Consider the following 25,650-nt stretch of genomic DNA (forward strand, 5'->3'; position numbering starts at 1 on the left):
TCCTATTTAATGCTCTTTAAAATCAATATCTTGAGTTTGATGGGTAAAATTACCTATTGTAATAAGTAAATAAAATTGTTCAAATGAGTTATTACTCTATTTTAAATCGGTGTTTTTTGAATATTAAAAAGTTAATGTTGCATAAAACGGCAATTGTTACATTTATGTTTATAGCACTGTTGTTTAGTTGGTTTGCAGGTCACATAGTTGTGGGTGAAAAAGAAATAGTCTTTCCTGTGATGATAAAAACATCAACGACATGTCAAACAACGACAACAGCTAATCAAAATCAGCTTATAGTATTTACCCCCTCAAAGTATGTTGCTCAATTGCTCACTCAAAACCTGTGTGACGATAAAGTCGTGGCAAAGCAATATGGGTCTGTGATTGGTTATTGGGGCTACAGAACAGTGGATAGCTTAGAGTTTGTAGGAAAAGGTATTGCGGATTTAATTTTAGCTAAAAATAATATTATGGAAGCGTTTAGAGCTGAGACTACTTACAATTATCAACCCGTGGTGGGCTTTTCAGATTACACCGCGTTCTTTATATCTTCAAAAGAAAAGCCACTGATCACTAAACAGTATTTTTTAGACAAAAGAATAGGCCTGCTAGATTATCCAACTAGCCGCTCTGGGCATATTTTACCAAAACAAACGTTTAAGCAATTAGGGCTTAATATTGCTCAGCTAAAAATAACCTATGCCAGCTCACATAATGAATTGAGGGAATTATTGGCGAACGGGCAAGTTGATCTTATTGCCTCCTTTTGGAGAGAAAATGATAGTAAGCGCTTCTCAAAAAATTATATTACCCCTATAAGCAGTAATGTTGCAGGTACCCGTTGGTACTTAAAAATGCAGCATAACAATACCGATTTACTATGTGCTGTGCAGTCTCACTTACTAAGTATGTCTAAAGAACAATCGTTTCGATACTATCAAGATGTTGAGCCATATTGGCAATGTAATAATTACCCCGTTACCTTTATAGGGGAGTCGTAATGAGAAAGCTTGTATCGTCATTAGGTGTTTTTATATTATTCATCGTTTTTTCTGTCGTGTTTTATATTTCAACAACACATAAACAGCAACAGGTAAACAAGTTACAAATAACCCAAATAGAAAAACAAATCGCTTTAGACTTACCTTTGCTCGATTTATCAAATGAGCTGCTTAAGCACTCGGGTAATAAAGCGGCTTTACAGCATTATATTCAAACAGTAAATGCTCAGATTCAAGGTACGGGTATACAGGTGATTTCGATAGTGCCAAAGCACGAGTTTAACTTATCCTTGAAAGCCAATGAGTTTATTCGAAAACTAAATAGTAATAATAGCGTGGTGTTTATTGTTTTATCTTTAAAGCAAGCATATTTTTCGGCTGATGTAGTGACTATTTATATACTACTTTTTGGTGTTAGTGTATTACTTATGTTCATGATGAAGCAGAGTATTACTTATCAAAAAAATAAAAAACTAGGTACTGAGCAAGACTCAATTGCACCAGAAGAAAAATCATTAACACTCGTGATTGATTTAAAAAGTAAAACATTATCGAATAGTTATTATCCTGAGCAACAAGTAGCCTTAGCAAATAAGCCACTATGTTTTTATTTAGCACTTGTTGAATTTTGTACTAATAATCCAGAGGTTAAACTTAACCATAATAAAAATGTGCCCGAGGAGTTGCTAGAACTTGCAAATAAGTATTTTTATCGGTTAGTTGAACTCGGGCATACTATTAGAAAACGGCCAAACTTTAATAACAGTTTAGAAAAAACCTTAAGCGAAATACGTGCGGCGCTAGATGATGTATTAAATGATTGCCCAGAGCAAAAGGAGTTGTATTATCCGCCAAAGGCATTTGGAGAGGGCTCTCGTTCACGGATGCACAGCTATGGCTTAGTAAATGTTAGCCAAGGCAATATAGAAATAATAGGAAAGTAATTTAGTTTTATCGTTTAGGGTGAGTGATTTGTGGGCTGAAATGTTTGATTAACTAGCTTTGCTCTCACATAAAGTTTAATGAAGAGTGTCATTAGCATTTTAATGACACTCTTCGCTGTTCACATTAGATTATTTAGGTGCAAATTCACGAGCATCAACGGGGCTATGTTCAGCAAAAAATCGCTTTAAAGCTTGCGAGTCAGTTTCATCAGTGCTTACAAAACCTGCCATTTGTGTAATTTTTGGATAACTATCGCCACCTGAAGCGTTATATTCATTAATACTCATGCGGTATGTTTTGCTTATATCAAGCGGTTTTCCAGCAATGAACACGTTAGTTACCTGCTCACCTTTCAATTCAAATGCTAAGTTATGATATTGCATGTAAGCCCCAGAGTCGGGTGGAAAACGTGTCACAACGTTTAAATAGGTTAAAATATCACTGCCTTTGAAGTCGATATAGGCGACACGATTTTTGAAAGGTTGTACTTTAAGTATATCTTTATAGCTCACGTCACCTGCATTAATGCTATCGCGAACACCGCCACCACTAATAATACCAAAATCCGCACCCACGGTGTTCATTTGTGCTTGGATGATGACGCGCGCAAGGTTTGTTTGTTCAAAGCGTACTTTGTTGCGATCTCCCTCAAGTCTGTCATTGACGAAGCCAATTTTACCCTCAATTTGCTTTGCTCCTTTTTGTTGGTACGCCGCTAAAAAGGTTTGCAGTTCTGGATCTGGTTTAATGTAATTTGCTGAAAGTACGGATTTTACGCTCCCGTCTTTTTGCTTTTTATCTACGTATAAATTAACGGGTAATAATTGATAACTGAGCAGTGATAATTGGCCACTTTCCAATTTAAACTCCGCTTTTCCCACATACTTGCCCCATTCATGGGCTTGCATTATCCATGTTCCATTTTGCTGATCTGGTTTACAGGCTAAACCCGGTTTAAAGTGCTCATCAGTAACATTTTCAGCAGCCATACACACTGGCTCTTGGGAATGGCCACCAATAATCATATCAAGGGCGTTTTTATCTAAAGAACGAGCAAGTGTGACATCACCAGGCGCATTGATCCCATAATTAGCATCTACATAATGGCCCATATGCGTTACCGCAATGGTAATGTCGGGGTTATATTTTGCTTTTAATGTTTGTGTAAGTGAGGCGGTTATTTCAACCGGATCTTTAAAATTTAAGTGACCAATGTATTGCGGGTTACCAATTTTAGCAGTGTCTGTGGTTGTTAAACCAATAACGGCAATGGTTAAGCCGCCTTTGTTAAATATTTTATAGCGCTCAAAAATAGTTTCGTTAGTTTGTTTATCGAAAATATTGGCAGATAAAAGAGGGAAGTTAGCCCATTGCTGTTGTTGTTTTAATACACTTAATGGATTATCAAACTCGTGGTTACCTAATGCCATTGCGTCATAGCCAATTTTCGACATGCCTTTAAAATCGGGCTCAGCAAATTGCAGGTCTGATTCAGGGATACCGGTATTAATATCGCCACCTGATAATAATAACACCTGATGTCCTTGTGCCTTTGCATCTGCTCTTAGCTGGTCAATTAAGGTTTTACGCGCAGCCATACCATATTCGCCTTTTTCGTTATGCCAAAATCGACCATGGTTATCATTAGTATGAAGAACTGTTAAATATTGTGCTGCTGGTTTATTGACAGAGTCGCTGGCACAGCCAGATAAACCAAGGAAAAAAACAAGAAAAATAAGTGTACGCATAAAATACCTATCGATGAATAAAAGCTCAATCTAGTAGGTGGCTAGTTTAAACTAGTTCGAGGTTAAAAAAACGCACTTCTTTATGTTTTTTCAGCCAGTGAGGCTTCACGCTGTTGTTCTACAACTCTGTTTCTTCGTGCTAGTTCATCTCGTGCATATTGAGATTTTTGATGATTAACATCAATCATCCACTTTAAAAAGCTAATGGGCAATTGGGTGTAAGGTTCACCTTGGTGTAGTCCAAAGTCACAAATAGTCGTTTTGTTAGTCATTATATTTACTCCTATCACTTTGTGAGTTGATAATAACAAAAAAAAAGTGATTGATAAGGGGCTTTTTAAGTACCTTGCTAGGTTTAAAATTCATTAGAAAGAGTAACCGTGATGCACACTAGGGCACTCAGGCAATTAACTACCCATAACATGTTTAAAATTAAAATGTAAACAGTTGTAACTATGGTGTAATCGATTTGCTATGAATTGTAGCGTTAAGTACTTATGTATCGATTTATAAAATGAATAACACTACTCTATGACGCCTAATGACAATAAAAATAGGAAAAATAATGAAGAAGCTTATCTTAGCGTCAATTTTAACTGCAGCAAGTTTTTCAAGCGTAGCAACCATAGTCGAAATGCAGACGAGCCAAGGAACGATAGAAATTAACTTGTTTGATCAACAAACACCTAAAACAGTAGAAAACTTCCTAAGTTATGTTGATGATGCCGCCTACAATCAAACGGTTATACATCGCTCTGTTGATAAGTTTGTTATTCAAGGAGGGGGTTTTACTTTTTCTGATGAAATGGATCCAATTACAACCAAGCCTGCGGTAATAAACGAACCTGTTTATTCAAACGTTAAAGGGACAATTGCTATGGCAAAGCAGGGCGGTAATGAAAACAGCGCTACTAGCCAATGGTTTTTTAACATGAGTGATAATAGCCAAAACTTAGATTTGCAAAATGGTGGATTTACAGTATTCGGACAAGTCACTGCGCAAAGCCAAGAAACCTTAGATAAAATTGCTGCCTTAGTTCATTGTTCTCAGGTGCCATTAGTTGGTATTACTAAAGAGCAATGTTCAGATGAAAACTTAATCATTAGTAATGAAAACTTGGTATCAATTCAAAGTGTGGTTGTGCTTGATGATGATCCTAATTCAGCACAAAACTTAACACCAAAAGAGAATACATTAATTGACAACGTTAAAGTTACACCACCAAAAACGTCAGACTCTAGTGGCAGTATGGCATGGTTATTAGGTGCACTATTGCTAGTAGCACCTCGCTTAAAACGTGCTAAGTAAACTTTAATAAATAACGGCGAATGACTAAATTCGCTGTTATTTTTTAGTTTAAAAGTACACCCAGCAATAGCAAAAACCACATTACAAATACAGATAAGCAGCCTAGTAAAAACACTCTAAAACGGGCTCTTAAATGATTACTACCAAGGTGAATGATGCTATGAATAATGCGTGTCGCTACAAATATACACGCCAATATTGCGATAGGGACACTTGCCATATTAAGCTGTAAAGCAAGTAAACATCCCGCATAAAAAAGCACAGGTATTTCAAATTGATTACTAAAATTACGATCCGCTACTCTCACATGATCGCCTGCATTATCGAGGCGCATAGCAGCAAAGTCGCTTAACTGTATTTGTTTATTTTTAGCCGCTGCAAAACGACGTTTTCCCATAACCACCATAACAACTAATGAAAGTGTTACCTGCACAAACATGGCCATTATTATTATCTTTTCCATAACTTACCTTATTATTTTCTTTGAGTATTCGATTGTTATTCACAATGTGTTACATAATTAAGTGCTAATTAGTAGCATAGTATTAATTGATAGTGGTAGTTTATAGCTGATTTAGTCTTTTTAAAACGCTAATAGCTTATTCTACGATAACGGATAAAACTAAAATGAAACATATCATCGGCTTAAGTGCAATTGCACTAGCAATATTAAGCGGTTGTTCAAATACCGCCACTCTTTCTCAATCACCACAAACCTCACTTTTATCACCAACGCTCGTTGTAAGCCCTAACGATAATCGTGAATATAAAACCTTGAAACTTGCTAACGATATTGAAGTGATTTTAGTCTCTGATCCAAGCGCAGAAAAATCAGCGGCTTCACTTAGTGTAGGTGTAGGTCTGTTACACGACCCAATGAGCCAACAAGGCATGGCTCATTACCTAGAACATATGTTGTTTTTAGGTACTGAGCGATACCCAGACACTAAAGGGTACTCCGATTTTATGACTAAAAACGGCGGCGCGCATAATGCTTACACTTGGCTCGATATTACTAACTACATGTTTAAAATTAATAACGATGCGTTTGATGAAGGCTTAGACCGCTTTTCAGACTTTTTTAAAGCCCCTAAGCTTTACCCAGAATACACAGAAAAAGAAAAAAATGCAGTAAATGCTGAATGGTCAATGCGTCGTGAAATGGACTTTTTCGGCCAATTTAAACTTGCACGTAAAATGATGGGTGAACATCCGGCTAACCGATTCTTAATTGGTAACCTTGAAACCCTAGGCGATAAAGCTGATAGTTCATTACACAAAGAAACGGTTGATTTTTATAATAAATATTACTCATCAAATATTATGAAAGTGGCGCTGATTTCGAACTTACCAATTTCAGAAATGCAGAAAAAAGCACAAAAATACTTTGCTGACATTGAAAATAAAAATATTGAAAAGCCAAGTGTTACTGCTAGCTTAGATTTTGATAATGCTGGTGGTAAACGTGTTTTTTACTCACCAAATGAAGACGTAAAACAATTACAACTCGATTTCACAATTACTAATAACCAAAATGAATTTGCAGTAAAACCTAATCGCTTTGTTGCCTATTTACTTAGTAATGAAATGCCAGGTAGTCCAGCGCAAATATTACGTGATAAAGGGTGGGTATCTCAATTATCAGCCTCTGCCTCTCCAAATCAATATGGCAACTACGGTTCTTTGAACGTGAATATAGAGCTGACTGATGAGGGTATGAAAAACCGCGAATCAATTGTCGCGACAATCATGCAATACATTGACTTGATTAAGCGTGAGGGCGTTAATAGTAAGTACTTTAATGAAATTCGCACTTCTTTAAATAATCAGTTCAAATTTTTAGAAAAGGGCGATGAGTTTAACTATGTCAGTGCGTTGACTCAAAGCATGCAAGATTACCCGTTAAATCATGCGATAAACGCACCGTACTACTATGCTCAATTTGATGCTGATGCGGTGAACAATGTACTTAAGCAACTTAATGCCGATACACTTCGCATCTGGTATATTTCTCAACAGGAAGATACAGATTCTGAGCTGCATTTTTACGATGGCAAATATAAAATTAACGATATTAGCGATGCAGAAATTGCCAGCTGGGAAAAACCAAGTGATTTTAATTTAGCATTGCCAAGTGTTAACAATTTACTACCAGAGAGTTTTGCTATTAAAACGCAAGCTTTTAAAGAGCAGAAGCATCCGGAGCTTAGCTATGATAAAAACGGTGTAAAAATTTGGCGCCAAGCAAGTCAGCAGTTTGCAGAGCAGCCTAAAGGTTTAGTTGAGGTGTATATCAACACGCAAACAGGTTTGCATGATATTAACTCAACCGTACTTTATTCTGTTTGGGCTGATCTGTATAACACTCAATTAAGTCAGTTACGAACTGAAGCTGCCATTGCTGGCATGAACGTTAATTTAAGCTCAAGTAATGGATTGGTGCTATCGTTAAGTGGTTTTACCGATAAACAAGATATTTTACTTAAACAAGCGTTAGCTGGGTTTGATGCTGAAATTTCAGCACAAGCGTTTAATCAAGCGATTGACCGTTATCAGCGAGATTTACTAAATCAACAAAAACAGTTCCCGTATGCACAAGCATTTGGTGAGTATTCAAAGCTGACTCGTACTGGCAGTTTCGATACAGAAGCGCTAATTAAGGCTGCAAAAACACTAACGCTAGCTGATTTACACGCTTTAAAGCAAAGCACCTTAGCGAATAATAACTTACGTGTATTTAGCTACGGTAACTACAACCAAAAAGACATTGATGCTATTGCTGCTGAGTTAGCGGCTATCTTACCAAGCAAACATACTCAAACGGAGTTTGCACGCAGTAAAGCGTGGTTACCGCAACCGGGTGAAGCGCGTGTATTACACAAAGATATTGATGTCGCCGATGTAGCTGTGGTCGATATGACCATTCACCCAACTCCTGGTTACAAACAAAAAGCACAGGCAGCTGTATTGCAAGGTCACTTTAGAACAATCGCGTTTGATAAAATGCGTACTGAAGAGCAACTTGCTTATGCAGTAGGCGCATTAGCGCGTCCTATTGAAGATTACTCAGGTATTGGTTTATTTATTCAAACACCAGTGAAAGGGCCGAAAGACATTCAAGTGCGCTTTGACAAGTTTAAAAAAGAGTACGCTTCTGAGCTTAATGCCATGAGTGAGGAAACATTTGCACAGCTTAAAAATGCAACTTTGGTTTCGTTAAAAGAACAGCCAAAGAATTTAAGCGACGAAATGAGTCCATTGATTAACGATTGGTATCGTGAAAACTTTGATTTTGATTCAAGACAAAAATTAATTGCAGAGGTGGAAAAAGTCACGCTTGCTGATATTAAAGATTACTACCAGCAAACAATGTTAAACCCAAAAGCAGCACGTTTAAATGTGCAGCTACGCGGCACTAAGTTTAGTGATAGCGAGTTTGCTGATTTGCCAAATCAAACTAAAGTGACGAGTTTAGATGCTTACTACAGCGATATAAAATTGCAAAAGTAAGTTTGAAATTACTCTAAAACCAAAAAACCCAGTCATTGTTGACTGGGTTTTTTTAATGTCGTTAAATTATAGTATTGGACACCAAGGAGTTATTTTGAATATTGCTTTTAAAACTGAACGTTTACTTATACGCTTCGCACAAATAGCAGATGCGGCGGAGTTAGTTAAGTTAGTTAATCAGGCCAACTTTATTAAATACATTGGTGATAAAGGTATTTACACTTTAGACGACGCTAAAAAATACATCAAAGACAGTTTTATATCTGCCCACAAAGAACACGGTTTTGGGCCTTATATAATCACACTTCATGATGAAACGGTTATTGGTATTGTTGGTTTTTATCAGCGAGCGACTATGCAACATCCCGATTTAGGGTTTGCGTTAAAAGACGGCTTTGAAAAAAAGGGATATATTTTTGAAGCAGCTACAATACTTTTAAATAACAGACATAAATTAGGTATAAAAGATGTATGCGCAATTACTTCAACGGCTAATTTAGGATCTCAAAATGTACTATATAAACTAGGTTTTACTGAGGTAGGTAAGGCATTCATCAATGCTGATAAAGCCACCATCAAAGTGTTTATTTATGATTGAGTCTTGTTTTTTCAATTTCTTTTGCCGCAAGAATGTTGATTTGTTGCCACATTTTTTCAAGAGTCGCCACCAATGAATCATAGCCATCATCATCGATTGGCATAACAGATGAAAAATTATGAATGCTTAGTAAACGTCTACCTGATTCTGGGTGAGTGTAGTATAAACGCCATAGCCCTGAAATATCTGCATTACCTTGCAGATCACCGTTAAAGTGGTGTAGTTCGTATTCTAATTCGTAAAATGTTTGTTGCTGTTGGTCGGTAATGACCGGCAACCCTTTAATAACCATCCAGTTGGTCATGGTATTAAATAATGTTTGCTGCGCGCTGGCACTCAGCATAACATCTGGTGATTCCCCCCATAGATGATAATTAGCAGCATGAATTTGATTACTATCTACTTTCATCGCAATACCCCGATTATTCAATGCCCCTCTTAAGGTAACTGTTTGCACTCTGAGTTGTGCCTGTGTATCTTGCACATTACGAGAAGAGTCATTAATGGGTTGCTCAAACTGGTAATATTGAGTTGCAGTTTGAATAGCCGAACTACAACCACTGATAAAGAGCACACTTGTTAAAAGTAAAAATAGTGCTTTCATTATTGTTTCCTCGGTTGCGGGTCACTAGGCAGTGACTTATCAAAAATGAGCATGTTAGGCTGTTCGTTTAAACCACGAGTAAGTGGTTGGAATTCTTCAGATAAACGTTTAATTTGTAGCAGTGTTTGTTCAAGCTGGTGGTGCATTTGAGATCCTGCTTGGTAGCTTGCCATTGTTTTATCGAATTGACGCATGGTTATTTCAAACTGTTCCATGCTTTTGGTTATTTTTTCGAGATTACGATTAAAGTCACCGGGTAAATTTTGGGTATCAGGTTTACTTAATAATATGCGCATCTCGCTGGCCAATGCCTGATACTCGCTGAAGGTTGTTTGCATTTTTGCCAAGCTGTCTTCAATTTTTAAATTATTTACCTTATTCAGTACATCAGACACTTGGTCAGCAAGCACGGTTATCCCGCTCGATACACTAGGAAATACATCATATTGAGCAAGCTTTTTAAGCTCGCTTTTAGGGGTGTCGGTATAAAAGTCAAAATCAACATAAACTGCACCGGTTAACAAATTCCCTGGCTTTAATGATGCCCTCATACCATTTTTTATCCACTCGATTATGCTTGATTTCCAATACTCTTTAGCTAAGGCGTTGTTGTGGTATAAACGTCCATATTCCACTTTGATCAATACAGGGACAGCGGTGTTTTTAGCACGAAAGTGAGCGGGTTTGCCATCTATTATTACGTTCGCGGGAGCTTCAACTACAGTACCTATGCGTGTACCGCGATATTCTACTGGCGCACCTACACGTAACCCACGAATGGATTGTTCAAATTCGATAAGGTAATAATCAAAGTCATAAAAGCGTTCTTCTAGAGCTTGTTTGTAACTTTGACTTAAAGAAAAGCTATGACCGTCTTTTGCCAAATCGCCGGGAGCTTGCTGGTCAGGTAAACCAACAGAAATACCACCTTTTAATAACTTGCTCAGTGAACCGGTGTTAATATTTATGCCATCAGCAGAAAGATCTATTTCTATTCCTGAGTTAACCCAAAAAATAGAGTTTAAGGTGATCAAGTTCTCGTAGGGAGCTTTAATAAAAATACCGTATTGCATTGCTTGGTTTTTCCAATCAAAGGTGGCGGTTTCTATTTGGCCTATTTTATAGTTTTTAAAAAATATGCCAGTACTCACATCGAGTACTTCTGCATTGTAACTGAGCAACTTAAAGCGTCCACCTTGTACATCTTTGCCTATTAATGCAGGCTCTTCTTGAAGTTTAAACTGCTTCTTTAATTGTTTGCTCTCGCCTGGTGAAAACTCTAAATAAACCCCTGAAAGTAAAGTGCTCATACCAGTAATGCCGGTTTCATCTATGCGAGGTTTTACAACCCAAATGCTGGCATCTTCGGTAAGTAAATTATCGTAATTTTTATCTATTTGTGCCCGAGCTATTACGCTGTCTTGGCTGTCGGAAAGGCGTATATGATCTATTTGACCTATTTTTACACTACGCACTTTAATTTCTGTTTTACCAGCAATAATGCCCTCGGCTTGCGGCATAGTGATGTAGATTGTTTGCCCTTTATTTAATTGATACTGATAAAGCATCCAAATACCAACAAATAAGGCAACCGCTGGAATAATCCAAATCGCAGAAATCCGTGTTTTTTGTGCTACGTTGGCTGTTTTAGTCATGCTTTATTCTCTGCGTTTTTATTTTTAGGTGAATCCCACAGTAAACGAGGGTCAAATGCGTGTGCTGCCATCATTTGGCATAATACCATAACAGTAAAAAAGACGATGCCTAAACCAGGTATAACCGACATTAAGTTTCCTAACTGCACAAGGGCGACTAATATAGCCACAACAAATACATCAATCATAGACCACTTTCCTATAAATTCAGTTAGTTGATACACTTTTGTGTAACCTTTTGTATAAAGGTTGGCGGGCTTTGTAACCATAATGCACAAAAAGCTTAAAATAAGCGCCTTGGCTAATGGCACCACTACACTTGCAAAAAATATAATCAGCGCAATAGGGTATGAGCCACTATTCCATAAGGTAATTACACCGGAAATAAGGGTTGCAGGAGTTTCATCCCCTAGGCTAATAGTGTACATAATGGGCAGTAAATTTGCCGGGATATAACAAATGAGTGAAGTAATTAACCATGCCGCTGCCTTTTGTACGCTGTAGGGGTTTCTTAAATATGTTTTACTATGACAACGAGGGCAGGTGGATTCGATACTTAGTTGGTGGCAAACATGACAGGCTTTTATATTGTCATCTATCGCACGCTCTATGCCAGCACTACCTTCAAGTCGAGTTGCAGGGCTTACCTGAGACCATAACCGGGCACGATTTAACCGTGTTAACGCACTAACATATAAAACTACAAATCCCACATAGGCAAAAAAGCTAGTGCCAAAACTAACATCAGCTAATGACATTATTTTAACCATACTAACCAAAACACCAATCAAAAATATTTCTGACATGATCCAAGGTTCAAGTGCCAAGGTAAATTTTAATAGTCTTCTTGCAATTGCTTGCGGTAGTGTTTTAAGTGCTCCTAAGTGCAATGGGATTAAAATAATGAGCAAGCTCATAGGTAAAATAATAATGCTGATATCAATAAATAGGCCAAGTAGGTCACTATCATAATTAAATAAAATACGAGCAGCGTCAGGTAGGGTAATCGTTTGGGTAATACCGTTGCTACTAAAAGAAATAAATGGATAAAACATACTGCTGAGCAACATCAGCAGTGCGCTGAGGCTCAGGGCGACTATTTCGATGTCATTATTAACATTAATACCGCGAATCTTATGGTTGCAGCGAGGGCACAGTGCGACTTGCTTTGCATCAATGTCGGGAATATCAATGATAAGATCACAGCTTGGGCAGGCAGTTTGCAAAATGTTAGCTTATAGTTAATTCAATAATTTAAATATTGCTATAATTAATAGCTAAATACAAACACTGCGGCTAAATTACTAACAATATAATAAGAAAAGTAACCCCAACAACTGAAAATAAAAACGGATTAGGTGATAGTGTGAAAGTGGTATTTTTATTAGCCTTAGTATGCTTATGTGGCGATAGCTTGGCATTTGTTAAAGGTATTAATCAGCAGCGAGTTACTATTGCTGCTAACCCTACAGTTGCACCTTATGTAATAAGTGAAAATGATTCAGGCATTCAGCTCGAGATTGTAAAAGCAGCACTTAGTAACCAAAATATAAATAAGGTTGATGTGCAATATATGTCAAATCAGCGTGCCGATGCTTTATTGAACCGAGGGCATGTCGATATTGCATTAAATTATTCGGGTATTTTAATTACTGGCATATATCGAAGCCAATCTGTTGTCAGTTATGAGAATGTAGTGGTGAGTCTTAAAAAGAGTAACTTCACTATTAATACGATTTACGATTTGGCCACTAAAAGCGTTTTAGCATTTCAAAACGCACCCGCTTATTTACCAAAAGAGTTTGGCCACAACTTAGAGAACTTGAGAGGGTACGAAGAAGTACTTAATCAACAAGCGCAGATTCACCATTTAATGGCAGGCTGGGTTGATACGATTATTCTCGATAGACGCATATTCCTTTACTACTTAAAGGAATATCAAAAAACCAATGCCACAAAAGATTTTGTTATCCATGCTATTTTTCCATCTGCGGCAAGGCCTGCGTACTTTAATAATGATTTGCTGAGACAGCAGTTTGACAAAGGCTTAGCCAACATAATTCAAAGCGGTGAATATCGCACCATAATGCTTAATTTAGATAAACAATATACTCAGCGCGACTTCACTCGTTTTTAGTTGTTAATCAAATAACGCCACGGTTTGGCGAGTTAAGGCTATAAGCTCTCCTGATTGCGACCAAATACAGCCATCTTCAAGACCATACCCATCTTTTGAATGATGAGTGATTGCTTCAAACCCCAGCCATTCACCTGGCGCTAAGTTAGGCGCTTGTACAAACTCTAAATACCACGACATGCTACTTGCCGGTGCTGGTTGTTTAAACATTTGCAGCAATGTTGGCGGCCATGCGTCAGTAAGAGCAATAACATGGGCTTCAGTAATTTCTTCTGGCGCATGTTTAAAACGCATCCAACCACCTAAATGAGAGGTCTCAGCACTGCTAAACGGCATGGCTCCTTGTTGAGGACACAAATCAACATGTTGAAAAAACTCTGGCATTTGCCCAGGCACAAACCCTAAGCAGTGACGTTCGTTCACAGGGTGTAAGCTTAGCGACTTTGATACTGGTACATTAATTGATGAATTACGATTTTTAGCAAAACAGGCCTGCACAATTACGCATACTGAATCATCCTGAATTGCTTTGGCGAGCACTTGGGTGCTGCTTTTCCCTTCACGTAATATTTCTACCGACAAAGAAAATGGCTTTTCAGCCAACAAAGGGCCTACAAAGTTTGTGCTTAAAGAAAGCAGTCGTCTTGTTGAATCAACTTTATTGCGCATTGCTTGATAAAGAAGCGCCGCAGAGAGTCCGCCAAAAGCCGTTCTACCTTGGCACCAATTAGCAGGGAACTGCATAGTATTGGTTTCTGGGCCTGTTTTCTGACTTACTTGAGAGGCGAGTTGTAATAATTGTTCAAAGTGCACAAATAATGTCCTTTTGATGTTATTTACTAAATTTATATCACACACAAACTCATCAGACCAGATAATAAAGGTCCTCTTAAATAACAAAAAATGAGCAATCCTTACTCTTTTTAGGGTTATTTAGTAAATAAATTAAAAAAAATGAATTTTTTTTCATTTTTACAGTTGAATTAAGTTTGTAGCATCCCTATTAACTAGTCATCGAACGTATTAACGAATTTAGAAGTTGGAGAAGATTCATGGGTAGAATTATTGGAATCGATTTAGGTACTACTAACTCTTGTGTTGCAGTACTTGATGGTGACAAAGCACGTGTTATTGAAAATGCGGAAGGCGATCGCACAACCCCGTCTATTATTGCTTACACGCAAGACGGTGAAACGTTAGTAGGTCAACCTGCAAAACGTCAAGCGGTAACTAACCCAACAAACACATTGTTTGCAATTAAGCGTTTAATTGGTCGTCGTTTTGAAGACGAAGAAGTACAACGTGATATCGGCATCATGCCTTTCAAAATTATCAAAGCTGATAATGGCGACGCATGGGTTGAAGCGGGCGGCGAAAAACGCGCTGCACCACAAATCTCTGCCGAAGTACTGAAAAAAATGAAGAAAACAGCTGAAGACTTCTTAGGTGAAGAAGTAACTGAAGCGGTAATCACAGTACCAGCATACTTTAACGATTCACAACGCCAAGCAACCAAAGATGCTGGCCGTATCGCGGGTCTTGAAGTAAAACGTATTATTAATGAGCCAACGGCTGCAGCTCTTGCATACGGTATGGATAAAAACCGTGGCGAAAACGTAGTAGCGGTATATGACTTAGGTGGTGGTACTTTCGATTTATCAATCATTGAAATTGATGAAGTTGAAGGCGAGCACACATTTGAAGTTCTAGCGACTAACGGTGACACTCACTTAGGTGGTGAAGATTTCGATAACCGTGTTATCAACTACCTAGTAGCTGAATTTAAGAAAGATCAAGGTATTGATTTACAAACTGACCCACTTGCTATGCAACGTGTTAAAGAAGCAGCAGAGAAAGCAAAAATTGAGCTTTCATCAGCACAATCTACAGAAGTAAACCTTCCGTATGTAACCGCTGATGCGTCAGGCCCTAAGCACATGAACGTTAAACTAACACGTGCTAAGCTTGAGTCACTAGTTGAAGACTTAGTAACTAAGTCAATTGAACCGCTTAAACGCGCACTTGCTGATGCAGACCTATCTGTGAACGATATCAACGATATCATTCTTGTAGGTGGTCAAACTCGTATGCCACTTGTTCAAAAAACAGTAGCGGAATTCTTCGGTAAAGAGCCACGTAAAGACGTTAACCCTGATGAAGCAGTTGCAGTAGGTGCAGCGATTCAAGGTGGTGTACTTGCTGGCGACGTGAAAGACGTACTATTACTAGACGTATCACCATTATCTCTAGGTATTGAGACGATGGGTTCAGTAATGACGGCACTGATTGAGAAAAACACCACGATTCCTACTAAGAAATCGCAAACATTCTCAACAGCAGAAGATAACCAGTCTGCGGTAACCATTCATGTGCTACAAGGTGAGCGTAAACGTTCAAGCGACAATAAATCTCTAGGTCAATTTAACCTAGAAGGTATTCGCCCAGCACAACGTGGTACACCACAAATCGAAGTAACATTCGATGTGGATGCTGACGGTATCTTACATGTATCTGCTAAAGATAAAGACACAGGTAAAGAGCAAAAAATCACTATTCAAGCATCTTCAGGTCTAAGTGACGAAGAAGTTGAAAAAATGGTTCGTGATGCAGAAGCACATGCTGAAGACGATAAAAAGTTTGAAGAGTTAGTAGCTGCACGTAACCAAGCTGACGCACTTGTTCACGGTACACGTAAACAAATTGAAGAAGCGGGTGATGAATTACCAAGCGAAGACAAAGAAGCGATTGAAGCGGCTGTTGTTGACCTTGAAGGCGCTATTAAGAGCGACGACAAAGCAGAAATTGAAGCTAAAACACAAGCACTTGCTGAAAAGTCTCAAAAACTAATGGAAATTGCCCAAGCTAAAGCACAACAAGCGGGTGGTGATGCCGGTGCAGAGCAACAACAGTCTGCTAAGCAAGACGACGATGTTGTTGATGCAGAGTTCGAAGAAGTTAAAGACGACAAGTAATTGTTACTAACGCTTCTCGCTAACCGAAAACACCATGACTACATTGTGTGTTTAAGTTAGGATGAACACCTGAGGCGCGTAGGCTAAAGCTTAACGCGCCTTTTGCATGTAAGAGATGCAAGTAAAGTGCTTTAAAAATTCAATGATAAATCGATATGATTTATCGGTTTGTCCAGCAGCTAGCGCTGCACATAGAAAAGAGTAGTGTGATAGATATGTCAAAACGCGATTATTACGAAGTCCTCGGCGTAAGCAAAGATGCGAGTGAGCGAGACATAAAAAAAGCGTATAAACGCTTAGCGATGAAATATCATCCAGATCGTACCGCCGGTGATAAAGACCTTGAAACCAAGTTTAAGGAAGTAAAGGACGCTTATGAAGTGTTAACTGACTCGCAAAAACGTCAAATGTATGACCAATACGGCCATGCTGCCTTCGAACAAGGTGGTGGCGGTGGTCACGGTGGCTTTGGTGGCGGTCAAGGTGATTTTGGTGATATTTTTGGTGATGTATTCGGTGATATTTTTGGAGGCGGCGGTGGCCGACGCCAATCTCGCCAGCAGCGTGGTTCAGATTTACGTTACAACATGGATTTAAGCTTAGAAGAAGCGGTTCGTGGTAAAGACGTTGAAATTAAAGTACCGACTTGGGTTAGTTGTGACCCGTGTGATGGCAGTGGTGCCAAAGCGGGTTCTAAGCCAAAAACATGTACAACATGTCACGGTGCTGGCCAAGTACAAATGCGCCAAGGCTTTTTTGCCGTACAACAAACATGTCCAACATGTCATGGACAAGGTCAAATTATTTCAGATCCTTGTAACAAATGTCATGGCCAAGGCCGTGTAGAGAAAACCAAAACACTATCGGTAAAAATTCCAGCAGGTGTTGATACAGGTGACCGTATTCGTTTATCTGGCGAAGGTGAAGCTGGTATGCACGGCGCACCAGCAGGTGATTTGTATGTTCAAGTGTCGGTTCGTGAACATAAGATATTTGTTCGTGAAGCGAACAACTTATACTGTGAAGTGCCTATTAGCTTTACTACAGCAGGCCTTGGCGGTGAAATTGAAGTGCCAACATTAGATGGCCGTGCGAAACTTAAAATACCTTCAGAAACACAAACGGGCAAAATGTTCCGTATGCGTGGTAAAGGTGTTAAGTCTGTACGTAGTGGTGCTCAAGGTGACTTAATTTGTAAAGTGGTGATTGAGACACCTGTGAATCTTAACGAGCGTCAACGTGACCTGCTTACTGAACTTGAAGAAAGCATGGGCAAAGATAGCTCAAAAAATCGTCCAAAAGAGCAAGGCTTTTTTGATGGCGTTAAAAAGTTTTTTGATGACCTGACTAAGTAATTATTAGGGTTAACAGAACTTAGGTAAAAACGGCGCTTTTTTAAGCGCCGTTTTTTTGTTTAATATGGTAAGTTATCAGAAATTTATTAAGGACAATATCAGATGACCCCTGCAATAGAACAGCTAAAAAAATCCCGAATTAAATTTGATATACTCAGCTATGAGCACGATGTAAACAATACTAATTATGGCCTTGAAGCAGTTGAAAAGCTAAATCTTAATAGCGCTCAAGTATTTAAAACATTGGTGTTAGAAACCTCAGAACAACAACTAATTGTTGCTGTGACGCCAGTTACTCAGCAGATTAATTTAAAGCAATTGGCTAAGCTCTGTGTAGTAAAAAAAGTAATGCTGGCAGAGCCGCAAAAAGTACAGGCAAGTACAGGATATATTTTGGGAGGCGTTAGTCCTCTTGGACAAAAAAAGCGCTTAAAGACCTACATACACTCAAGCGCATTAGACTTTGATACTATTTATGTGAGCGCAGGTAAGCGAGGACTTGAAATTACACTCAGCCCAGCATGCTTAGCTGAGCTTATTCAAGCTTCGTTTGGTAATTTCTAATGCTGACTTAATTATCAAACTTGCGTCGTGTAAATAAAACTGATTATTTGCTTCAACAGCTTTAGTTAACTAATGTAAATACTACCTATAGCAGTTTTTGTTAATTCATTTTAATGAAGATTTGTTTGTACCTACTTTGGTTAATCATTCGTATGAGAATATTAGTTGTTGATGACATGCCATTAATGCGTCATGTGCTCATTAATATGTTGAGGCAGTTAGATTATAAAGACATTGTTGAAGCAACCGATGGTCTGCAAGCGTTAACTATACTTAAAAATCAACTTATAGATTTGGTTATAACAGATCTACATATGCCAAAAATGGATGGCCTTACCCTACTTGATGCTATTAGAAAGGATACTGAGCATGCTCAGCTCCCCGTACTTATGGTGACTTGTGAAGACAGCTCTGAGACTGTAAAAAAGATAATTAATGCAAAGGTATCAGGGTTTATTATAAAGCCCTTTAGTATGAATGTGCTGTCAGCTCAATTAACACGTTTAGCTAATAAAGTTTAATCGCACAATATTTTTAATCTAATTACTTATTAAACATAACTCTGATTATTAATTCCTACGCCCATCAATTTCTTTTCTATCATGTGATAGCATATGCTATTAACTAATCAAAAAGTAATGATTGAGGAAGTATGGCTAAGCCCAATAAAAAAGGGCCTACAAAAACGGTCGATATATTTTGTTCTGCGTGTAAGGCACCGTTATTCAAATACCGTAAAGGGGGGAAAGGTGCTTTAGTAAAATGCTTTATAGAAAGAATAACCCAAGATCACACCCATACTGAATGCGTATGTCCAGGCTGTGAGCGGCCTTTTGCTCGCCCAGCGACTATAAGAGGGACTGCAGCTTATAAAATGATAGGTGGTAAAGTCACTTTTAAATAAAGTAGCTATTTAACCCAAACTATCAAGAGGCGGACATAAGCCCTTGTTTGCTTTTTTTTCACTGGTAAACTTCGCTGGTTTTGCTGTTTCAATGATTGAAAAAAACCCTCCCCATGGATTGGGCCAGTCAGTTGGGTTTTAAAATGGAAAAGGATAGACGTGTGATTGCACTTTTATTTGATATTGTTGGTATGAGTGGCACTTTTTTAGTGGTTGGTTCGTTTTTTTTACTGCAACTAAATAAAGTATCGCCAAAAAGTTTGACGTATAATTTAATGAATTTAAGTGGCGCTATTTTGTTACTTATTAGTCTTTGCTATAACTTTAACTTAGCGAGTTTTGTAATTGAAATATTCTGGATCGCAGCCTCATTAATTGGTTTGTATAAGTACTTCAAAGACAAGCCAGCGCTTGCAAAAGCGTAGATTAAGCTAAAACAGCATCCCCTTGCAGGGAATTAAACCGTGAGATATTTTTAGTTTCACGGTTTTTTAGTTTTAATACACTTGTTAACAAAAAGTTTCTTCTGCAAAGACCTATAAATCGATACAATAGTGGCTATTACTTATTATTGGCACCTTGGTGTCATAGGCGTTTATGTTCTCCATCCCTAAAAAAATTATTTTTGCTTGTATTCTGTTAGTGCTGTTATTAGTGGTTACATTTTCATTTGGCCGTGCTTATGATTTAGGCCAAGCTAAAATTCAAGCTGACCAACAGGTCATTCAATTAAATAATTATATTGATAATGAACTCGCGCGCTTTGCAGCTATTCCTCAGCTCCTTACTGAAAATAATTTATTGATTCGTTTTACTAATAATGAATCACAACACTTCAATGCAATTAATAATTACTTGGCTGATATTCAACAAGCCAGCGGTGCCTCAGATGTATATATATTAGATACTCATGGCGACGTTATTGCCAGTAGCAACTGGCAAACCGACTATACGTTTTTAGGGAGCAACTTTGCATTCCGGCCTTACTTTAAACAAGCTTTTGCCGGAGAAAAGGTCGCCTACTTTGCTCTTGGACAACGCTCGAAAGAACGCGGAATATACTTCTCGCAGGCTATTTACCAAGATGGCAAAGCCATTGGCGTTGTGGCACTAAAAATTAATGTGGCTAAATTTGAAAACGATCGTTCGTTATTAAATACTTCAAAAGGCAGTCATTTTTATTTACAGCTTGCGGATAAAATTATTGCTATGTCAGATGAGCCAGCATGGCGTTTAAACACGTTTACAGAGCTTGATATTACTACACGTCGCGATATTAAACAGCGCCGTGCTTACTTAGATCATCAACCGTTACAAATAAAGCAGCAGCGCTACAAAAGTCAGGGCATTGAGCAATTTAAAATTGCTAAAGATGAATATGTTGCCGCTTCAAGACCACTGACACACCTAAATGCAACCATGACGGTATTGGTTGATATTTCAAGCATAAATGCATTACAGGTGCCCAGATTGTTATGGCTGGTGTTGTTTTATTGGGTATTTATTTTTGTCGGATATAGCTTATTGGCACGCTTTGCCGGATATAAAAAATTACTGTACTCGCGTCACAGTTTAGAACTTGAAGTATTAGAGCGCACCCAAGCGCTTGAAAAAGCGCAAACAGCACTAGTACAGTCGGCAAAATTAGCCACAATAGGGCAACTAAGTGCGGGTATTAATCATGAAATTAACCAGCCACTGAGCGCCATGAACACTTATTTGGCAAGCGCTAAAATTTTCCTCAAAAAGGGGAAACTCAATGCATTAAGTGAAAATTTAATTATTATTGAGAATTTGGTAGAGCGGGTGCATAAAATAGTGGCGCAGCTTAAACACTTTAGTAAGCCGGCGACAATGCAATTGCGACCACATCCACTGTCGGCGTTATTAAACAATGCGTTGATGATCACCCACCCGCAACTTAAGCAAGATGATGTAAACGTTAGTGCACCGCAGTTTTCGCAAGAGATCACAGTGTGGGTTGATGCATTAAAATTTGAACAAGTACTAGTTAATGTGATCACCAATGCGTCTCAAGCAATGAAAGGTGAGCCTAAACGGGAGCTAAGTTTCGATGTGGAGTGTTTTGAGGAGCGCGTTAAGCTTTCTATTTTAGATAGTGGTCCAGGTATTGAACACCATGTGCTGGGCTCTATTTTTGAACCCTTTTACAGTACCAAGTCAAGTAATGGCTTAGGGCTGGGCTTATCAATATCAAAGCAAATTATTGATTCATTTAATGGTTACTTAACGGCACACAATCGCCCTCAAGGCGGTGCACAGTTTATTATTAGTTTATCAAGCATAGAGGCCCCAAAAAATGATTGAAGCCGTTGTTTGTAAGCAAGTGGTTGTTATTGATGATGAGGCGATGATCCGTGATTCGTTAAATCAGCTTTTAACCCTCGAAGGGTATGAGGTGCAGTGCTTTAGTGATGCGAGTGTTGCCTTAAGCCGTTTAAGTCGCAATTTTTATGGCGTTGTTCTCAGTGATATAAATATGCCAACTATGGATGGTCTAACTTTTATTGAGCAGGTAAAAGCATTCGATAGTGAACTTCCGGTGATATTTTTAACAGGTTATGCTGATGTTTCTGTAGCGGTTAGAGCAATGCAGTTAGGTGCTTATGATCTATTTGAAAAACCCCTGAACGAAAATTTATTAGATTGCATTGCTAGGGCCTCAGACAAACGTGCTTTAGTTATGGAAAATAGAGCTCTGAAGCGTGCGGTTGAAAAGACCTCCGCGCCCGGTGTGCGCATTTTAGGCGAGACCCTTAAAATGCAGCACATGATGAACTTACTCAACACAGTGATTGATACACCCGCAGATGTATTAATTGAAGGTGAAACTGGAACAGGTAAAGAATTGGTTGCCCGTTACTTACATGATCATAGTAACCGTTCAAGCTGTCAGTTTGTGGCTATTAACTGTGGCGCGGTGCCTGAGCAACTAATAGAAAGTGAATTGTTTGGTGCTGTTAGTGGTGCATATACCGGCGCGACACAAGATCGCAAAGGCAAGTTTGAGTTTGCACAAGGCGGCACGGTTTTTTTAGATGAAATTGAAAGCACTCCCTTGTCGCTACAAGTTAAATTACTACGGGTGCTTGAAGAGCGAAAAGTTACCCCTGTGGGGGCAAATAAAGCCATTGACCTTGATATTCGTATTGTTGCGGCCACTAAGGTCGATTTACTTTCGTTGGTAGAAAAAGGTGAGTTTAGAGCCGATTTATATTATCGATTGAGTTTAGTTAAAGTGAGTATTCCCGCATTAAGAGATAGAAAAGCCGATATTCCTTTGTTGTTTAAGCACTTTAGCTCTATTGCGGCCACTCGTTTTCATAAACCTTTAGGTGCGCTTAATATTGAGTTACAACAGCGCCTACTTGCGCATGATTGGCCAGGTAATGTTCGTGAATTAAGAAACCAGGCTGAACGAGCGGTACTACTTGGCCCCGATCTGGCTTTTGCACAGAGTGACTCAAGCAGTAGTGGCTCGTCGTTATCATTGGACTTAAGCCTTGCAGAAAAGGTCAGCTTTTATGAACAGTCTTTAATTGAAGAAGCCTTAGAGCTTAATCATGGCAGTATTAAAGACACCATGGCAACGTTGCAAATCGCGCGCAAAACCCTCTACGATAAAATGAGTAAATATAACCTTAATCGAGATATGTTTACCGATTAGTGGGTGGAAATGGTGATAGTAGGTATTTAAAGTGTGTGGAAATCCGCACATTTCAAAGCTTTTTATCATGGTTTTATTTTTTAAGTCACTGAAATTTATTGTTATTATCCAGTTGGTCATGTTCTTGCTCTACAGTTGTAGACAACAAGTAACATCACATAATTAGGATACATAATGAAAAATAATCTATTCCAAGGTTCAGTACTTGCTGCGTTATGCAGTGCTGCCACACTACCTGTAACAGCGTTTGCTGCAGATTACACTGTGTATGGTAAAGCCGAAGTACAAATTGCCAACACCGATACTGGCATTATGCGTTACGCAGATGAAGGCACACAAATAGATGCCCCTTTTTCGCGTATTGGTATTAAAGGGGACCATAAATTAAATGAGTATTTTACTGCCGTATTTAAATACGAGGTTCAAGTAAAAGGTTTTGAACACGACGATACCAATGAGCCTTTTGCAGCACGTAATACTTACCTTGGCCTAAAAGGTGCGTTTGGTGAAGTGGTCGTAGGGCGAAACGACACGCGTTTTAAATATTCAGAAGGCAAGCTTGATAACTTTAACGAAACCCAAGCAGATATTTCACAAGTTATTGCCGGACAAGACCGATTAGGCGACACCATTACTTATACCTCTAAATACTGGCACAATGCACAGTTTTCATTTACCTATGCCCCAAAAGATGACAACAAAGATAATGAAGCTGGATTTGCGGCAACCCTGATTTATGGTGACCGTAGTTTAAATAAAACACCTTACTCTATTTCAATAAGCCATGTTGACTCACTTAATAACATTAAAGCAAGTCGTATCGTAGGTGTATATAAATTTGAAAAGCTAAAATTAGGTGCGTTATACCAACATTCAGAATCAATTGATGGTACTAAATCAGGGAATGGTTACGTGTTAAGCGCAAGCTACAAGCTAGACAAATGGGTACCTAAAGTACAATTTGCAAAAGATGATTCAAAATTGCGCCAAGCGTCAGACGCTACCCAATGGACTACTGGTGTAGACTACATCTTTGACAAGCAAACTACTGCTTACCTTTTATATACTGACCTCGACCTAGAAGAGAATGCTGATAACAGTGTTGCGCTTGGTCTTAAATATAAATTTTAAAGGCTGTTAATATGACAAAACGTATTTTAGAAAATAACGCCAATAAAAAGCCGTTTATACAGTGGCTGTTATTATTACTTGGTCCGTGTGTAATGTTACTGACTTGTTTAGCTGAGCCGCCAGTAGGAATGTCGGCAGCTGCATTTAAAACTGCAGGCTTAGCATTTTGGATGGCATCGTGGTGGGTAAGTGAGGTTGTGCCTATTCCGGCTACAGCACTACTTCCGTTAGTGATTTCACCTATAGTAGATATAGCGGCTATAAAAAGTGTTGCAGCTCCTTATGCGCATCCGCTGATCTTTTTATTTTTAGGCGGCTTTTTAATCTCAATTGCTATGGAGCGTTGGGGATTACACAAGCGTATTGCATTAAGGACTATGCTTTATGCAGGTAAAAAACCAAGCTTACAAATTTTAGCCATGATGTTAGTGACTGCATTTTTATCAATGTGGATGTCTAATACGGCTACCGCAGTAATGATGTTGCCTATTGCCTTATCTATCACTCATTTAGTTAAAAGCTCAGATCCTAGTAATGAGGGGTTTGGTAAAGCACTTTTACTATCTATTGCTTATGGTGCGAGTATTGGTGGTATTGCTACTTTAATTGGTACTCCTCCAAATGCATTAATGGCTGCGTACCTATCAGATAGCTACCAGATTGAAATTGGCTTTGCCCAGTGGATGATAGTTGGTGTGCCATTAGCACTTGGCATGTTAATCATCAGCTGGATTTGGCTAACTAAATTTACCTACAAAGTTGATGCGAATGTACAAGCAAACAAGCGAATTGACACTAAAGCGGTATTTTCTTCGCAGCTAAAAGACCTAGGACTCATGCAACGTGCTGAAAAGGGCGTGTTGTTTGTGTTTATGTTTGCTGCTATTTGTTGGATATTCAGACCATTATTAGGTGATGTGACCGGCCTTAAAATTTCAGATACGGGTATTGCAATTGCAGCCGCATTACTTTTATTTGTACTACCTGCTAATAAAGGCAGTGATGAGCGAATTTTAGATTGGGAAAGTGCAGCCAAAGTACCTTGGGGTGTGTTGCTTTTATTTGGGGGGGGCTTGACGCTAGCCTCGCAAATTAAATCATCAGGATTAGCCGATTACATTGCCAACATGATTGAGGGTGCCAGTGCAATTCCTTTAGTTATGAGCATTCTTGTGGTGGTGGCACTCATTACTTTCTTAACGGAAATTACCAGTAATACGGCAACAGCCGCAGGCTTTTTACCCTTACTAGGCCCAGTTGCTGAGTCAATAACTGGCAGCCCGTTAGTGTGGGTTATTCCAGCTGCGATTGCATGTAGTTGTGCATTTATGATGCCAGTAGCCACACCACCCAATGCGATTGTGTTTGGCTCGGGCGAAATTAAAATGAAAGACATGATCCGTGCTGGCTTTGTGTTAAATATTGTCGCAATCGTTTTAATCACCTTAGTGACAATGACTATTGCGGCTCAGGTTTTTGGCTTTTAATAGCTCCCTCTAATTAGCTAACAAAACAGATAACCGATG

The 25,650-nt window shown here is 38.7% G+C and carries 23 protein-coding genes; 16 read left to right on the plus strand and 7 right to left on the minus strand.

The features are described from left to right. Positions 1-134: 134 nt before the first annotated feature. Both DK924_RS11555 and DK924_RS11560 read left to right on the plus strand, forming a co-directional pair. Positions 135-1,004: a hypothetical protein gene (locus DK924_RS11555; RefSeq protein ID WP_109875267.1), complete on the plus strand. Its 870-nt coding sequence runs from the start codon at positions 135-137 to the stop codon at positions 1,002-1,004. After that, the gene (locus DK924_RS11560) at positions 1,004-1,948 is read left to right on the plus strand and encodes a hypothetical protein (protein ID WP_109875235.1); all 945 of its coding nucleotides are present in this window, start codon (positions 1,004-1,006) and stop codon (positions 1,946-1,948) included. Before DK924_RS11555 ends, DK924_RS11560 begins: the two co-directional genes overlap by 1 nt. 129 nt (positions 1,949-2,077) lie before the next feature. On the opposite strand, the gene ushA is transcribed toward DK924_RS11560, so the two are convergent. Together ushA and DK924_RS11570 are read right to left on the minus strand one after the other, a co-directional pair. After that, the gene (ushA, locus tag DK924_RS11565) at positions 2,078-3,697 is read right to left on the minus strand and encodes a bifunctional UDP-sugar hydrolase/5'-nucleotidase UshA (protein WP_109875236.1); all 1,620 of its coding nucleotides are present in this window, start codon (positions 3,695-3,697) and stop codon (positions 2,078-2,080) included. 80 nt (positions 3,698-3,777) lie between these two features. Further along, the gene (locus DK924_RS11570) at positions 3,778-3,969 is read right to left on the minus strand and encodes a hypothetical protein (protein WP_109875237.1); all 192 of its coding nucleotides are present in this window, start codon (positions 3,967-3,969) and stop codon (positions 3,778-3,780) included. A 293-nt stretch (positions 3,970-4,262) separates the two neighbouring features. Between DK924_RS11570 and DK924_RS11575 the strand changes: the two genes are divergently transcribed. Beyond that, positions 4,263-5,006, plus strand: coding sequence for a peptidylprolyl isomerase (locus tag DK924_RS11575; RefSeq protein WP_109875238.1), 744 nt, complete (start codon positions 4,263-4,265; stop codon positions 5,004-5,006). Positions 5,007-5,049: 43 nt separating this feature from the next. Here the strand turns inward: DK924_RS11575 and DK924_RS11580 are convergent, their stop codons facing one another. Continuing rightward, positions 5,050-5,469 carry an MAPEG family protein gene (locus DK924_RS11580; RefSeq protein WP_109875239.1) on the minus strand — a complete coding sequence of 140 codons (420 nt, stop codon included), beginning with the start codon at positions 5,467-5,469 and terminating at the stop codon, positions 5,050-5,052. Positions 5,470-5,633: 164 nt separating this feature from the next. On the opposite strand from DK924_RS11580, the gene DK924_RS11585 reads away from it, so the two are divergent. Both DK924_RS11585 and DK924_RS11590 read left to right on the plus strand, forming a co-directional pair. Beyond that, positions 5,634-8,516 carry an insulinase family protein gene (locus tag DK924_RS11585; protein WP_109875240.1) on the plus strand — a complete coding sequence of 961 codons (2,883 nt, stop codon included), beginning with the start codon at positions 5,634-5,636 and terminating at the stop codon, positions 8,514-8,516. A 94-nt stretch (positions 8,517-8,610) separates the two neighbouring features. After that, positions 8,611-9,114 carry a GNAT family N-acetyltransferase gene (locus DK924_RS11590; RefSeq protein WP_041709323.1) on the plus strand — a complete coding sequence of 168 codons (504 nt, stop codon included), beginning with the start codon at positions 8,611-8,613 and terminating at the stop codon, positions 9,112-9,114. Here DK924_RS11590 and DK924_RS11595 read toward each other — a convergent pair. Genes DK924_RS11595 through DK924_RS11605 form a run of 3 tightly spaced genes read right to left on the minus strand, consistent with a single transcriptional unit; the run spans position 9,101 to position 12,599 of the window. Then, complete coding sequence (locus tag DK924_RS11595; protein ID WP_010389022.1) at positions 9,101-9,718, minus strand: PqiC family protein; 618 nt, start codon at positions 9,716-9,718, stop codon at positions 9,101-9,103. The two genes, DK924_RS11590 and DK924_RS11595, sit on opposite strands and share 14 nt — an antisense overlap. Next, a complete protein-coding gene (pqiB, locus tag DK924_RS11600; RefSeq protein ID WP_109875241.1) occupies positions 9,718-11,373 on the minus strand; it encodes an intermembrane transport protein PqiB in 1,656 nt (551 codons plus the stop codon). The genes DK924_RS11595 and pqiB overlap by 1 nt, the downstream gene beginning before the upstream one ends. Next, the gene (locus DK924_RS11605) at positions 11,370-12,599 is read right to left on the minus strand and encodes a paraquat-inducible protein A (RefSeq protein WP_109875242.1); all 1,230 of its coding nucleotides are present in this window, start codon (positions 12,597-12,599) and stop codon (positions 11,370-11,372) included. The genes pqiB and DK924_RS11605 overlap by 4 nt, the downstream gene beginning before the upstream one ends. A 140-nt stretch (positions 12,600-12,739) precedes the next feature. On the opposite strand from DK924_RS11605, the gene DK924_RS11610 reads away from it, so the two are divergent. Beyond that, positions 12,740-13,510 carry an ABC transporter substrate-binding protein gene (locus DK924_RS11610; protein ID WP_010389019.1) on the plus strand — a complete coding sequence of 257 codons (771 nt, stop codon included), beginning with the start codon at positions 12,740-12,742 and terminating at the stop codon, positions 13,508-13,510. 3 nt (positions 13,511-13,513) lie between these two features. Here the strand turns inward: DK924_RS11610 and DK924_RS11615 are convergent, their stop codons facing one another. Beyond that, on the minus strand, positions 13,514-14,323 hold the full coding sequence (locus tag DK924_RS11615) for a thioesterase family protein (protein ID WP_010389018.1): 810 nt from the start codon (positions 14,321-14,323) through the stop codon (positions 13,514-13,516). Between the two features lie 239 nt (positions 14,324-14,562). On the opposite strand from DK924_RS11615, the gene dnaK reads away from it, so the two are divergent. The 10 genes from dnaK to DK924_RS11665 all read left to right on the plus strand — a co-directional run bounded on the left by dnaK (position 14,563) and on the right by DK924_RS11665 (position 25,611). After that, positions 14,563-16,482: a molecular chaperone DnaK gene (gene dnaK, locus DK924_RS11620; protein WP_010389017.1), complete on the plus strand. Its 1,920-nt coding sequence runs from the start codon at positions 14,563-14,565 to the stop codon at positions 16,480-16,482. A 215-nt stretch (positions 16,483-16,697) separates the two neighbouring features. Next, complete coding sequence (gene dnaJ, locus DK924_RS11625; RefSeq protein WP_010389016.1) at positions 16,698-17,837, plus strand: molecular chaperone DnaJ; 1,140 nt, start codon at positions 16,698-16,700, stop codon at positions 17,835-17,837. 102 nt (positions 17,838-17,939) lie between these two features. After that, a complete protein-coding gene (gene ybaK / locus DK924_RS11630) occupies positions 17,940-18,401 on the plus strand; it encodes a Cys-tRNA(Pro) deacylase (protein WP_010389015.1) in 462 nt (153 codons plus the stop codon). A gap of 152 nt (positions 18,402-18,553) precedes the next feature. Continuing rightward, the gene (locus DK924_RS11635; protein WP_010389013.1) at positions 18,554-18,922 is read left to right on the plus strand and encodes a response regulator; all 369 of its coding nucleotides are present in this window, start codon (positions 18,554-18,556) and stop codon (positions 18,920-18,922) included. Positions 18,923-19,053: 131 nt separating this feature from the next. Continuing rightward, the gene (locus tag DK924_RS11640) at positions 19,054-19,305 is read left to right on the plus strand and encodes a hypothetical protein (protein WP_010389011.1); all 252 of its coding nucleotides are present in this window, start codon (positions 19,054-19,056) and stop codon (positions 19,303-19,305) included. A 161-nt stretch (positions 19,306-19,466) separates the two neighbouring features. Next, positions 19,467-19,730, plus strand: coding sequence for a hypothetical protein (locus tag DK924_RS11645; protein ID WP_010389010.1), 264 nt, complete (start codon positions 19,467-19,469; stop codon positions 19,728-19,730). A 172-nt stretch (positions 19,731-19,902) separates the two neighbouring features. Further along, the gene (locus DK924_RS11650; RefSeq protein ID WP_010389009.1) at positions 19,903-21,633 is read left to right on the plus strand and encodes an ATP-binding protein; all 1,731 of its coding nucleotides are present in this window, start codon (positions 19,903-19,905) and stop codon (positions 21,631-21,633) included. Next, on the plus strand, positions 21,626-22,993 hold the full coding sequence (locus DK924_RS11655; RefSeq protein ID WP_109875243.1) for a sigma-54 dependent transcriptional regulator: 1,368 nt from the start codon (positions 21,626-21,628) through the stop codon (positions 22,991-22,993). Before DK924_RS11650 ends, DK924_RS11655 begins: the two co-directional genes overlap by 8 nt. 174 nt (positions 22,994-23,167) lie before the next feature. Further along, positions 23,168-24,124, plus strand: a complete 957-nt coding sequence (locus tag DK924_RS11660) for a porin (RefSeq protein WP_109875244.1) — start codon at positions 23,168-23,170, stop codon at positions 24,122-24,124. Between the two features lie 11 nt (positions 24,125-24,135). Next, the gene (locus tag DK924_RS11665) at positions 24,136-25,611 is read left to right on the plus strand and encodes a DASS family sodium-coupled anion symporter (RefSeq protein ID WP_109875245.1); all 1,476 of its coding nucleotides are present in this window, start codon (positions 24,136-24,138) and stop codon (positions 25,609-25,611) included. The last annotated feature ends 39 nt before the right edge of the window (positions 25,612-25,650 follow it).

Origin of the sequence: Pseudoalteromonas sp. meg-B1 (assembly GCF_003173795.1) — a bacterium.
Taxonomy (GTDB): Bacteria; Pseudomonadota; Gammaproteobacteria; order Enterobacterales; family Alteromonadaceae; genus Pseudoalteromonas; species Pseudoalteromonas undina.